The 11,892-nt window shown below is 69.6% G+C and carries 16 protein-coding genes; 8 read left to right on the top strand and 8 right to left on the bottom strand.

Going from position 1 to position 11,892, the window contains the following annotated elements; all coding sequences use genetic code 11:
• Positions 1–21: 21 nt before the first annotated feature.
• Both thpR and K1Y73_RS13620 read right to left on the bottom strand, forming a co-directional pair.
• Positions 22–564 carry an RNA 2',3'-cyclic phosphodiesterase gene (gene thpR / locus K1Y73_RS13615; protein ID WP_225028851.1) on the bottom strand — a complete coding sequence of 181 codons (543 nt, stop codon included), beginning with the start codon at positions 562–564 and terminating at the stop codon, positions 22–24.
• The gene (locus K1Y73_RS13620; protein ID WP_225028852.1) at positions 561–1,772 is read right to left on the bottom strand and encodes an arginase family protein; all 1,212 of its coding nucleotides are present in this window, start codon (positions 1,770–1,772) and stop codon (positions 561–563) included. Before K1Y73_RS13620 ends, thpR begins: the two co-directional genes overlap by 4 nt.
• Positions 1,773–1,937: 165 nt before the next feature.
• Here K1Y73_RS13620 and K1Y73_RS13625 point away from each other — a divergent pair, with 165 nt between their 5' ends.
• Together K1Y73_RS13625 and K1Y73_RS13630 are read left to right on the top strand one after the other, a co-directional pair.
• Entirely contained in the window at positions 1,938–2,483 is a 546-nt protein-coding gene (locus K1Y73_RS13625) for an NUDIX hydrolase (protein ID WP_225028853.1), read from the top strand.
• A gap of 132 nt (positions 2,484–2,615) precedes the next feature.
• A complete protein-coding gene (locus tag K1Y73_RS13630) occupies positions 2,616–3,059 on the top strand; it encodes a DUF1178 family protein (protein ID WP_225028854.1) in 444 nt (147 codons plus the stop codon).
• A gap of 6 nt (positions 3,060–3,065) precedes the next feature.
• Here K1Y73_RS13630 and moaB read toward each other — a convergent pair whose 3' ends face one another.
• The 3 genes from moaB to K1Y73_RS13645 are packed head-to-tail and all read right to left on the bottom strand — an operon-like array spanning position 3,066 to position 5,055.
• Positions 3,066–3,608: a molybdenum cofactor biosynthesis protein B gene (moaB, locus tag K1Y73_RS13635; protein WP_225028855.1), complete on the bottom strand. Its 543-nt coding sequence runs from the start codon at positions 3,606–3,608 to the stop codon at positions 3,066–3,068.
• Positions 3,609–3,610: 2 nt separating this feature from the next.
• Entirely contained in the window at positions 3,611–4,240 is a 630-nt protein-coding gene (locus K1Y73_RS13640) for a LysE family translocator (RefSeq protein ID WP_225028856.1), read from the bottom strand.
• Complete coding sequence (locus K1Y73_RS13645; RefSeq protein ID WP_225028857.1) at positions 4,237–5,055, bottom strand: uracil-DNA glycosylase; 819 nt, start codon at positions 5,053–5,055, stop codon at positions 4,237–4,239. The genes K1Y73_RS13640 and K1Y73_RS13645 overlap by 4 nt, the downstream gene beginning before the upstream one ends.
• Before the next feature lie 132 nt (positions 5,056–5,187).
• On the opposite strand from K1Y73_RS13645, the gene K1Y73_RS13650 reads away from it, so the two are divergent.
• The 6 genes from K1Y73_RS13650 (at position 5,188) to plsY (ending at position 9,361) form a co-directional block, all read left to right on the top strand.
• Positions 5,188–6,150, top strand: a complete 963-nt coding sequence (locus K1Y73_RS13650) for an aspartate carbamoyltransferase catalytic subunit (RefSeq protein WP_225028858.1) — start codon at positions 5,188–5,190, stop codon at positions 6,148–6,150.
• Complete coding sequence (locus tag K1Y73_RS13655) at positions 6,147–6,284, top strand: hypothetical protein (protein WP_225028859.1); 138 nt, start codon at positions 6,147–6,149, stop codon at positions 6,282–6,284. The genes K1Y73_RS13650 and K1Y73_RS13655 overlap by 4 nt, the downstream gene beginning before the upstream one ends.
• A 5-nt stretch (positions 6,285–6,289) precedes the next feature.
• A complete protein-coding gene (locus tag K1Y73_RS13660; protein WP_225028860.1) occupies positions 6,290–6,733 on the top strand; it encodes an AAA family ATPase in 444 nt (147 codons plus the stop codon).
• Positions 6,730–7,368 carry an aspartate carbamoyltransferase catalytic subunit gene (locus K1Y73_RS13665; protein WP_225028861.1) on the top strand — a complete coding sequence of 213 codons (639 nt, stop codon included), beginning with the start codon at positions 6,730–6,732 and terminating at the stop codon, positions 7,366–7,368. The genes K1Y73_RS13660 and K1Y73_RS13665 overlap by 4 nt, the downstream gene beginning before the upstream one ends.
• Positions 7,365–8,642, top strand: a complete 1,278-nt coding sequence (pyrC, locus tag K1Y73_RS13670; protein ID WP_225028862.1) for a dihydroorotase — start codon at positions 7,365–7,367, stop codon at positions 8,640–8,642. The genes K1Y73_RS13665 and pyrC overlap by 4 nt, the downstream gene beginning before the upstream one ends.
• A gap of 92 nt (positions 8,643–8,734) precedes the next feature.
• The gene (plsY, locus tag K1Y73_RS13675; RefSeq protein WP_225028863.1) at positions 8,735–9,361 is read left to right on the top strand and encodes a glycerol-3-phosphate 1-O-acyltransferase PlsY; all 627 of its coding nucleotides are present in this window, start codon (positions 8,735–8,737) and stop codon (positions 9,359–9,361) included.
• Between the two features lie 57 nt (positions 9,362–9,418).
• Here plsY and K1Y73_RS13680 read toward each other — a convergent pair whose 3' ends face one another.
• From K1Y73_RS13680 to K1Y73_RS13690, 3 genes are all read right to left on the bottom strand, one after another.
• Entirely contained in the window at positions 9,419–9,661 is a 243-nt protein-coding gene (locus K1Y73_RS13680) for a hypothetical protein (RefSeq protein ID WP_225028864.1), read from the bottom strand.
• 177 nt (positions 9,662–9,838) lie between these two features.
• On the bottom strand, positions 9,839–11,185 hold the full coding sequence (locus tag K1Y73_RS13685) for a glutamate--cysteine ligase (protein WP_225028865.1): 1,347 nt from the start codon (positions 11,183–11,185) through the stop codon (positions 9,839–9,841).
• 136 nt (positions 11,186–11,321) lie between these two features.
• On the bottom strand, positions 11,322–11,892 hold a 571-nt coding region (locus K1Y73_RS13690), incomplete at its 5' end, for a hypothetical protein (RefSeq protein ID WP_225028866.1).

Consider the following 11,892-nt stretch of genomic DNA (forward strand, 5'->3'; position numbering starts at 1 on the left):
TGCACGGGGGCGGGCGGCTTGTCAAGAAAACGGATAGCGAGCGAGTTCCTCGTGCCGGGCGCCCCGCGCGCCGAGATGGCTTTGCCAAAGCACCATCTCGGCCACCTCCCAGGGGCCGGCACGAAAATCGGCGCCGGCCGCGACGGCGCGTTCCAATGCGGCGGTCTCGGCAAAGCCCGGCGGGCGGAACATGCCCAGCGTGACATGCGGCGAAAAGCGGCGGTGTTCGGGGTCAAGCCCGGCCAGACGCGCGGCACCTTCACAGCGGGCTTGCAGGCGGATCAGCGGTTCCGAGGGCGCCACGCCCGCCCAGGCCGCGCGGGGCCTGTCGCCACCGAAAAGACCAAGCCCCTGCAACTGCAGCGGAAACGGCGCGATGCGCAGGGCCGACCAGGCCTCATGCGCGGCCTCCAGCGCCGCATCGGGCGCTTCGGCCACGAACAGCAATGTCAGGTGGAACTGCTCGGGCGGGGCTTTCTTCGGCAAGGGCAGCAGGAATTGCTGCATCGCCAGCGCCGCGCGGATCGGATCGGGCAGGTCCAGCCCCAGAAAGACCCGCCTCATCGCCGCCTCAACACGGCAAGCCGTTCGCGGATCTCGGGCCGAACCGGGCCCTCGCGCGGGGGATCGACCAGGGTCTGCAAAAGCGCGGGCGCGGGCGGCGGTCGGGCGCCGCCATTCCAGGACAGGCCCGCCTGCACCACCACGGCCGCTTCGGGCAGCCGATCGGGCAGGTCCTGCCCCGACAGAAGCCCCCAGATCGCGGTCCAAAGCCGGCCCACCGTCCAGGGGTTGTAGCCGCCGCCGCCCAGCACCAGAAGCCGCGGCGCCAGCGGGCGCAGCGCCGCCAGCGCCTCAAGATAGGCGCGACTCGACAGGGCCAGCCGCGACAGCGGGTCTTCCAGCAGGCTGTCGGCCCCGCATTGCACGACCAGCGCCTGCGGCGCATGTTCGGCCACGCGCGGCAGGATCAGATCCTGCAGCGCCGCCCGCGCCTCGGTGTCGTTATAACCGCGCGGCACCGGCAGGAAGAAGCCCGACCCGCCCGCCGTATCGGTCAGCGCGCCGGAAAACGGCCAGCGCGCCTCTTCATGGACCGAGATCATCCGCACCCGCGGATCGCCGGCAAAGGCGCTTTCCACCCCGTCGCAATGATGCGCGTCCAGATCGACATAGGCGATCCGGCTGAGCCCCGCGCGCAAGAGGACGGCGATCCCCAGCACCACATCGTTCAGATAGCAGAAGCCGTTCGCCCGGTCGCGCAGCCCGTGATGGGTGCCGCCGCCCGGCACATGGATCACGCCCGCGGGCGCCGCCGCCAGCGCCTCGGCCGCCCACATCGTGCCCCCGGCCCCGGTGGCCGGACGGCGGAACATCTGCGGGAAGACCGGGTTCGACACGGTGCCCAGACCGTGGCGGGCCCGCACCTCGTCGGTCACCGCACCCGCGGCCTCGGCCTGTTCCAGCGCCGCCAGATAGACCGGATCGTGCCACAGGCCCAGCGCCGCCGGTTTCGCCCGCGGGCTGATGCGGTAGCGCGTAGGCGGCAGCCAGCCCAGCGCCCGGCCAAGGTCGATCACCGTCGACACGCGCGGCACCCGCAGCGGATGCGCCCCGCCATAGGACGAGCCGCGATAGATCTCGGCCCCCAGGAACAGCGGCCCCAAAACCGGCCCAAACGCCGCTGGCGCCGCCGGCCCGGGCACGGGCGTGCCCACAGGGCTTCGGGCGGGCGGGCGGCTTTCGGGGGCGGGGGCGTCGGTCCTGTCCATCCTGGTCCTGCAACGGCGGCCGAAGCGTGACCCTGGGGCGACGCCGGGTCAGGTTTTCCTTCGGTTTGTATTGAGAAAAGGCGTTACGACTACCAATTGCAAGGAAAGCATGGAAAACTCGGCGGAAAGGCACACCCCCGGCAGATCGGGGCAATGGCAGGCAGGATGAGCAGTCAGGGACAGATCGTGGCGGATCCCGCACCCGGGATCGAGGCGGAGCATCATCAGGTGGCTGCGCTGTGCTGGCGTCTGCACGGGCGCCATGCCGAGGTGCTGCTGATCACCAGCCGCGACACTGGCCGCTGGATCGTGCCCAAGGGCTGGCCGATGGAAGGCAAGACCGCCGCCGCCACCGCTGCGCAGGAGGCCTGGGAAGAGGCCGGGGTGAAGGGCGCGGTGGCCGAGCAAAGCCTGGGCAGCTTCGTCTATCCGAAAACCTATCGCGATGCCGATCCGCGGATCTGCATGGTCGAGGTGTTTCCCCTGCGGGTCGAGGAACTGGCGCATCGCTATCCCGAACGCCGGCAGCGCCGCCGCAAGTGGTTTGCCGCCGCCAAGGCCGCCCGCAAAGTGGCCGAGCCGGAATTGCGCGCCCTGATCCTGAGCCTGGCCGAAACCCCGCCCGGCCCCCCCCAGGCGCCCGCGCCGGCCGAGGCGCTGCCCGATCCGGCGCTCGATCTGGCCCCGCTGCCCAGCGACCAGACCGCCTGAGGCCAGGCGCCGCCGGCCGCACGACCGCTTGACGGCGCGGCCCGGCGCATTAGCTATGATGGATCGGCCCGCGCGCCGGATCGCCTGGCATCTGGCCCGGCACCGGCGCCCCGGGTCGCAGAGACGAAAGCCATGATCCGCTACACGCTGCATTGCGCAGAAGGCCATGAATTCGAAAGCTGGTTCGCCGATGCGGCGGGCTATGACCGGCTGCAGGCGGCCGGCCAGGTCGGCTGTCCGATCTGCGGCTCGGCCAAGGTCGAAAAGCGGCTGATGGCCCCCGCGGTGCGTCCGGCCCGCAAGGCCGCGGCCGCCGCGACGGTGGAAAGCCGCCCGGCCCTGGCCGATCCGGGCAGCGAGATCGAGGCAAAGCTGCAGGAACTGCGCCGCCAGGTCGAGGCGAATTCCGAATATGTCGGCATGAACTTCGCCACCGAGGCGCGGCGCATCCATGACGGCGACGCCCCCGAACGCGCGATCTATGGCGAGGCCCGCCCGGAAGAGGCGCGCCAGCTGATCGAGGATGGCGTGCCGGTGGCGCCCCTGCCCTTCCGTCCCGCGCGCAAGCAGAACTGAAGCGGGCTATTTCCGCCGCTTGTGTTCCTCAAGCCGCGGAAAGATTTCCACGAAATTGCAGGGGCGGTGGCGGTAGTCCAGCTGCGCGGCCAGGATCTCGTCCCAGGCGTCGCGGCAGGCGCCGGGGCTGCCGGGCAGCGCGAACAGGTAAGTGCCGCCCGCAACCCCGCCCGTGGCGCGCGACTGCACTGCCGAGGTGCCGATCTTCTGCATCGAGACGATGGTGAAGACAGTGCCGAAGGCCTCGATCTCTTTTTCATAGACATCGCGATGCGCCTCGACCGTCACGTCGCGGCCGGTCAGGCCGGTGCCGCCGGTCGACAGGATCACGTCCACCTGCGGATCGGCGATCCAGGCGCGCAGCTGGGCGGCGATCTTGTCGCGGTCATCGGTCACGATGCCGCGTGCCGCCAGAACATGGCCCGCCGCCGTCAGCCGCTCGACCAGCGTATCGCCCGAACGGTCCTCGGCCGCGCTGCGGGTGTCGGACACGGTCAGCACCGCGATGCGGACGGGGATGAAGTCTTTCGTCTCGTCGATCCGTCCCATCGCTATCCCCTTTGCAGAACCGCCAGCCGCAGCGCCAGCCCGGCGAAGATCGCGGCCGAGGCGCGCGACAGCCAGCGCGACAGCAGGGCGGACCGCGCCAGCCGCCCGCCGATCGAGCCCGCGAAGACCCCGACCACCCCATTCACCGCCAGCCCGCCCAGACAGAAGACCGCGCCCAGCGTCAGGATTTGCGGCAGAACCGCGCGGGCGGGATCGACGAATTGCGGCAGGAAGGCCAGGATGAACAGAATGACTTTCGGATTCAGCAGGTTGACCAGCGCCGCCTCGCGGAACACCTGGCCCATCGGCCGCGCCGCGACCTGGGTCGCGACCGGGCCCGGGGCCCTCAGCGCCTTGACCGCAAGCCACAGAAGATAGGCCACGCCGGCCCAGCGGATCGCCTCGAACGCGGCCGGATGGGCGGCGACCAGCGCGCCAAGCCCAAGGCCTGCCGCCAGAACCTGCACCATCCCGCCGGCGGCGATGCCCAGATTGGCGGCCATTCCGGCGCTCTTGCCACCCTTCAGCCCCTGGCCCAGGCAGAACATCATATCCGCCCCCGGCGTCAGGTTCAGCGCCAGCGCGGCCGGGGCGAAGGCCAGAAGCGTCAGCGGCTCGACCGGCAGGATCATCGCCCGAGCCGCGCCTTCAGCGCCAGAAGGTCGGCCCAGGCCTCGCGCTTGGCAATCGGGTTGCGCAGAAGATAGGCCGGGTGGGTCATCGGCAGCAGCGGCCGGCCCAGCGCGGTCACCCAATTGCCGCGGGCGCGCAGGATGCCGCGATGGCCGGTCAGCGCCGACAGGGGCGTATTGCCCATGACCACGATCACTTCCGGGTCGACCAGTTCGATATGCCGGGTGACGAAGGGCTGCATCATCGCGATCTCGGCCGGTTCGGGGTCGCGATTGCCGGGCGGGCGCCAATACATGACATTGGTGATATACAGCGCCGCCTCGGCATCGGGGCTGTGGCGCGACAGGCCGATCGCCGCGAACATCCGGTCCAGCAACTGGCCGGCGCGGCCGACGAAGGGCTTGCCCTCGATATCCTCGTCGCGGCCCGGCGCCTCGCCCAGGATCAGGACCCGCGCCTTGGGGTTGCCGTCCGAGAACACCGTGTTGCGCGCGCCCTTTTTCAGGTCGCACAGCTCGAACCCCTGCACCGCCTCGCGCAGCGCCTCAAGCGAGCCGGCGGCGGCCGCCACCGCGCGCGCGACCGCGACCGGGTCTTCGGCCGGGCGGGGCGCGGGCTTGGGCGCGGCCGCAGCGGCGGGGGCGGTGCTGCGCGCCGATGCGGGGGGGCGGGCCGCGGTTTCCGCGGCCAAAGCGAAGCGGTCGACCGGGCCCTCGCCCAGCACCTCATCCACCCCGGCATCCAGCTGCCAGGCCAGCGCCGCAAGTGCGGCGTGCCAATCCGCGGCGATCCTCTCCGCAGCGATCCCGGTCATGGCGGTCTCGATTCCCATGCCCGCCAGCCTAGGGGTGGGCGCGGGCCGCGGCAATGGGCCCCGACCGGCAGGCTGCCGCTTGCCCCCTGCCCGCGGCTTTGCCATAAGCGGCCAAACCGAGGGGATTTGCCCATGGCCTTCCGCGCGCGCCACCTTCTGGGGATCGAGCAGCTGACGCCGCTTGAGATCACCACCATTCTTGATCTGGCCGAGCGCTATGTCGACCTGAACCGCCGCACCGTGAAACAGTCGGATGTGCTGGCGGGGATGACCCAGATCAACCTGTTCTTCGAGAATTCGACCCGCACCCAATCCAGTTTCGAACTGGCGGGCAAGCGACTGGGCGCCGATGTGATGAACATGTCGGTGGCGAATTCCTCCGTGAAGAAGGGCGAGACGCTGATCGACACGGCGATGACGCTGAACGCCATGCATCCCGATCTGCTGGTGGTACGCCACCAGTCCTCGGGCGCGGTGAACCTTCTGGCGCAGAAGGTGGATTGCGCGGTTCTGAATGCGGGCGACGGGCGGCATGAACACCCGACCCAGGCTTTGCTGGACGCGCTGACCATCCGCCGCGCCAAGGGCCGGCTGCAGCGGCTGACCGTGGCGATCTGTGGCGACGTGGCGCATAGCCGGGTGGCGCGGTCGAACCTGATCCTGCTCGGCAAGATGGAAAACCGCCTGCGCCTGGTCGGCCCGCCGACGCTGATGCCGCCCGGCGTCGCCGATCTGGGCTGCGAGGTCTATGGCGACATGGCCGAGGGGCTGAAGGGCGCCGATGTCGTGATGATGCTGCGGCTGCAGAAGGAACGGATGGACGGCGGCTTCATCCCGTCCGAGCGGGAATATTACCACCGCTACGGGCTGGATGCCGAGAAGCTGGCCCATGCCAAGCCCGATGCCATCGTGATGCATCCGGGTCCGATGAACCGCGGCGTCGAGATCGACGGCGAGTTGGCCGATGACATCAACCGCTCGGTGATCCAGGATCAGGTCGAGATGGGCGTGGCCGTGCGCATGGCCTGCATGGACCTGCTGGCCCGCAACCTGCGCGCCGAACGCGGCCGCAAGCTGGTGGGGACGATGGTATGACCGGTCGGCCCGACCGCGACCCCATTCCCGACCGCAAGCCCACAAGGGCCGAGATGCGCACCGGGGGCATGGTGGCGGCGGCGGTGCTGCTGTTTCTGGCCGTCTTCACCGTGATCTTCGTGGCGATGGGCTAGCGGTCATGGCCAAGATCTCGCCCGATCCGCTTCTGCGCCGCGACCTGCCGCTGGACAGCGACGAAAGGCTTTTGGCCGAATGGCGGGCCGATCCGGTCACCTATTGGAAGAACCACCTGATCCTGGCGGTGATCCTGGGCTTTCTGGCCGGGCTGGTGCTGGTCTGGCTGGGCAATCCCTTTCCCTGGACCGGGCCGGTCGCGGCCGTTCTGGCGATCTTCGCCCGCGCCTTCTACCTGCGCTCGGAAGCCTTGGGCGACAGCTGGCGGCTGACCCAGCGCCGGCTTCTGGGCCCGGGCGGGCGCGAGATCTTGCTGCGTGCGATCAAGGAGGTGCGCCCCTTCCTGGGCGATGCACAGATCGTCACCCATTCCGGCGACAAGCATCTGATGAAATACTTGGCCGACGCCCGGGCGGTGATCGCCCGGATCGACGAGGCGCGGCGATGACCGACCTGGCCGAACCCGCGCTTTCTGCACCGCCGCCCGCGCCGGTTCCGGCAGGCTGGGACGGCATTCTTGACGCGGATGAGCGGATCCTGTGGCAGGACCAGCCCGTGCCGGGGGTAGACTGGGCGGCGCTGGTCGATCCGCGCACAGCCTTTGGCCTGTTCTTCGCCGGTTTCGCCCTGTTCTGGACCATGACCGCCCGCCAGATGCCCGGCACCGGCGCGGTCTTTCCCGTCTTCGGCCTGCCCTTCCTGCTTGCCGGGCTGCACATGGCCTTCGGGCGGGTGATCTGGGAGGCCCATCTGCGGGCGCGCACCCATTACACCCTGACCGACCGGCACGCCTTCATCGCCACCCGCACCCTTGGCAAGCGCCGGCTTGACCGTTTCGCGCTGGATGCCCAGACGCCGCTGGTGCTGGAAATCGGCCCGCCCGGCTCGGTCTATTTCGGCGAAAGCGCGATCCGGCATGGCGTCTCGGGCCCGGGCTGGCATGGCATGGGCCGCCATGGCCGGACCCGCAGCTTCACCGAACGCCGCCGCCACGGGTTCGAGCGCATCGCCGATGCGCGCGCCGTCTACCAGCTTCTGCGCGAGGCCACGGCCCGCCTTTCCCCCGCGGACAAACACGCATGATCCTTCACTTCTCCAATGCCCGCCTGATCGACCCCGAAAGCGGCAGCGATGCCCTGGGCACGCTGACGGTCCGCGATGGCCAGATCCTGGCCGTGAACGAGACCAAGCCGCCCAAGGGCGCCACAGTGGTGGATTGCGGCGGCAAATGCCTTGCCCCCGGCATCATCGACTGGGGCGTGAAGATCGGCGAGCCCGGGGAACGGCACCGCGAAAGCTTCCGCTCGGCCGGGCTGGCCGCGGCGGCGGGCGGGGTGACCACGATCATCGCGCGCCCCGACACCACGCCCGCGATCGACACGCCCGAAACGCTGGAATTCGTCACCCGCCGCGCGGCCGAGGCAAGCCCCGTGCGCATCCGCCACATGGCCGCCCTGACCAAGGGCCGGCAGGGCCGCGAGATGACCGAGATCGGCTTTCTGCTGGATGCCGGCGCCCTGGCCTTTACCGATGTCTTCGCCGTCTCGACCGATACCAAGGCGCTGGGCCGCGCGCTGACCTATGCGCGTTCTCTGGGCGCGCTGGTGATCGGCCATGTGCAAGAGCCGGGCCTGTCGGCCGGCGGGTCGGCGACCTCGGGCAAATTCGCCAGCCTGCGCGGCTTGCCGCATGTCTCGCCCATGGCGGAACGGATGGGGCTGGAGCGCGATCTGGCGCTGGCCGAAATGACCGGCGTGCGCTTCCATGCCGATCAGGTGACCAGCGCGGTGTCGCTGCCGGCGCTGAGCCGCGCCAAGGCGGCGGGGCTGGATGTGACGGCGGGCACCTCGATCCACCATCTGACGCTGAACGAATTCGATGTCGGCGACTATCGCACCTTCTTCAAATTCACCCCGCCGCTGCGGTCGGAAGAAGCCCGCCAGGCGGTGATCGCGGCGCTGGCCGATGGGCTGATCGACGTGATCGCCAGTTTCCACACCCCGGCCGATGAGGAATCGAAGCGCCTGCCCTTCGAGGAGGCGGCCTCGGGCGCGGTGGGGTTGGAAACCTTCCTGCCCGCGGCGATGCGGCTGTATCATGGCGGGCATCTGTCGCTGCCCGAACTGTTCCGCGCCATGGCCTTGAACCCCGCCAGGCGGCTGGGCCTGCCGCAGGGCCGGCTTTCGCCGGGCGCGCCGGCCGATCTGGTGCTGTTCGACCCCGACGCGCCCTTCCAGATGGACCGTTTCAAGCTGCGCTCGAAATCGAAGAACACGCCCTTTGACGGCGCGCGGATGGAAGGTAAGGTCCTGGCAACCTGGGTCGGCGGCGCCGAAGTGTTCCGGGCCGAGGGCTAGGGGCGAAGCCGCGGGCCTGCAAGAAGGCCCGCAACAAGGCTCTGGCGAAGGGGCCAGACAAGAACAGGGCAGACAAGAACGGGGCGGGCATCATGCCGGAACTGCTAAGCGACACGACGGTGCTGATCCTGACCGCGATCTGCGCCTATCTGCTGGGCTCGGTGCCCTTCGGTGTGGTCACCACGCGGCTGATGGGCCTGGGCGATCTGCGCCGGATCGGATCGGGCAATATCGGCGCCACCAATGTGCTGCGCACCGGCAACAAGCCCGCGGCGCTGGCGACGCTTTTGCTGGATGGCGGCAAGGGCGCGGTGGCGGTGCTGCTGGCAAGGGCGCTGGTGGGGGCCGAAGATGCGGCGCAAGTGGCTGGTCTGGCGGCGTTTCTGGGCCATCTTTACCCGGTCTGGCTGGGCTTCAAGGGCGGCAAGGGCGTGGCCACTTTCCTGGGCACGATGATCGCGCTGGCCTGGCCGGTCGGTCTGGCCTGCTGCGCCACCTGGCTGGTCGCGGTGCTGGTGACGCGCATCTCTTCGGTCGGCGCGCTGATGGCCGCGGGCCTGGCGCCCTTGTGGCTGTTCGTCTTCGATCACGGCCGCCTGCTGGCGCTGACCGCGATTTTCACCCTGCTGATCTACTTCCGCCACGCCGCCAATCTGGCGCGGCTGAAGGCCGGGACCGAGCCGAAGATCGGCCAGAAAAGCGCCCCCGGGCCCGGCTGACCCCGAAGAAAAGGGGCGGCCCCAGGCCATGGCCCGGCCCCGCCCCGGCATCGCGCGTTACTTGGCAGCCAGCCGCTCGACCGCTTCGGCGGTGCGTTTGGTATTGTCGTGAATGCCGATCACGATGAAGAACATCCCGGCGAAGACGATGGCATACAGAATGCCGCCGATGACGATGCCCAGACCCTCGATCCGGCCCTGGCCCATGGCCATGAAGCCCACCGCGATCCCGCCGATGGCGATCAGCGCCGCCAGGCACCAGACCAGCACGTCAAGCGAATTGATGATGAATGTGCGCATATCCCGTTCCCTTTTGCTGTGAAATGCCCTGGGACAGGCCCGAAAACCGTGATTGAAAATGAAATGGGGCCCTGCCCGACGCAAACCTGCATCTGGCCATGACCTTGGGTCAAGCGGGGATTTCCCGCCCGGGCGGGCAGGTCGGGCGGCGGGGTTCACGCCTTGCGGGAAAGGGCGCTACAGGCTTGCCGCCGCGTAGATCGGCTCCAACCGGCCCTGCCATTCGCCGGTGTAAAGCGCAAGCCAGCGGTCGGCCTGGACCTGGCCGGTGGCCATGTTCTCGACCAGCGGCGCCAGAAGCCGCTCTTCGCCCAGGCCCCGCGCGGCCAGCCCGGCCTGCGACAGGTCCAGCGCGGCGCGGGCCAGATCCATCAGCCTGACGCCCCCCGCCTCGCCCTGCAGCGCGGAAACCGAGGCGGCAACCCGCAGCCCCTCGCGCGTTTCGGCATCCAGGCCCTTGACCAGATCCCAGGCCGCATCCAGCGCGCCCTGATCGTACATGAGCCCGGTCCAGAACGCCGGCAGCGCCAGAAGATGCGCCCGGTCGCCGGCATCGGCGCCGCGCATCTCGATGTATTTCTTCACCCGCGCCTCGGGGAAGACCGTGGTCAGATGGTCCGCCCAGTCCGACAGCGTCGGCTTCTCGCCCGGCAGAGCCGGCAGTTCGCCCTTCAGGAAGGCGCGGAACGACTGGCCCAAGGCATTGATATATTTGCCGTCGCGATAGACGAAATACATCGGCACGTCCAAGACCCAGTCGACATAGCGCTGGAACCCCATGCCGTCTTCAAAGGCGAAGGGCAGCATACCGGTGCGGCTGTCATCCAGCCCGCGCCAGATGCGCGAGCGCCAGGATTTATGGCCATTGGGCTTGCCGTCGAAGAAGGGCGAACTGGCGAAAAGCGCGGTCGCCACCGGCTGCAGCGCCAGCGCCACGCGCAGCTTCTGCACCATGTCGGCTTCCGAGCCGTAGTCGAGGTTCACCTGCACCGTCGAGGTGCGGTACATCATCTGCGTGCCATGGGTGCCGACGCGGCCCATGTAATCGGTCATCAGCCGGTAGCGGCCCTTCGGCATCACCGGCATCTCGTCATGCGACCAGTCCGGCGCGGCGCCGATGCCCATGAAGCGGATGCCCAGCGGTTCGGCGATCGCCGCCACCTCGCTGAAATGATTGTCCAGCTCGGCCTCGGTTTCCAGCGCCGACCGCAGCGGCGCGCCCGACAGTTCGAACTGCCCGCCCGGTTCAAGGCTGATATTGGCGCCGCGCCGCGTCAGGCCTATGACGTTGTCGCCCTCGCGCAGCGGCTCCCAGCCGAAGCGCTGCTCAAGCCCTTGGAAGATCGCGGAAATCGAACGGTCTCCGGCATAGGGCAAGGGGGTGCGGCTGTCGGTCAGCCAGCCGAATTTTTCATGCTCGGTGCCGATGCGCCAATCGTCGCGCGGCTTGCAGCCGCTTTCCAGAAGCCCTGCAAGCTGATCAAAGCTTTCGATCGGCCCGCCGCCGGATTGAGGGATCGACATGCAAAAGCTCCGCGTGCGTTAAGGTCTTGGCGCCCCCGCGGGGCCGCACAGAGGTGCAGCCGGGCCGCGCCACTGTCAAGCCCGCCACAAGAATGATCACGAAAGGTCATGGATCGCGGCGCTGGGCCGGGCCCGGTCAGACCGGCGCCAGCCCCTGCCCGCTGCGCCGCCAGACCAACCGGTCGGCCAGGGCCGGCGCGGGCAGCGTGCCGCCCGGCGGGGCCGGTCTATTCAGTGCTGAGGGCCCGTCCAGCGCCGCGACCAGCCCGGCCGAGCCCAGACCCGGCAGGGCTGCGAAGGCGTCGAACAGCCGCTCGGCGCCGGCGGCATCCAGCGGCACAAGCAGCGTAGCGCCCGACAGATCGCGCAGCCGCCAGACCCGCCGACCGCGCAGCGACAACAGCCGCAACTCGGCCAGATCGGTCAGGCTGATCTCGCCCGGCATGCGCGGATGCAGATAGCGCAGCCGGCCCTCGTCCAGTTCCACCAGCCCCGGCGAGGCGATTTCGGGGGCAAAGCGCAGCCGGCGCCAGGCCAGCAGCGCCCACCCGGCGCCCAAGCCCGCCAGGGGCAGGCCCAGAACCGGCAGCAGCCAGCCGCCGCGTGTGGCGATCCACAGGCCCAGCCCGCACAGCGCCGCGCCAAGCGCCGGCTCGGCCCAGCGGGCAACGAAGCGCGTGGCCTCGGGGCGCAGGAAGGGGCCGCTC

The sequence above is a fragment of the Xinfangfangia pollutisoli genome (genome assembly GCF_020179405.1).
In the GTDB taxonomy this organism is placed as follows: Bacteria; Pseudomonadota; Alphaproteobacteria; order Rhodobacterales; family Rhodobacteraceae; genus Pseudogemmobacter; species Pseudogemmobacter pollutisoli.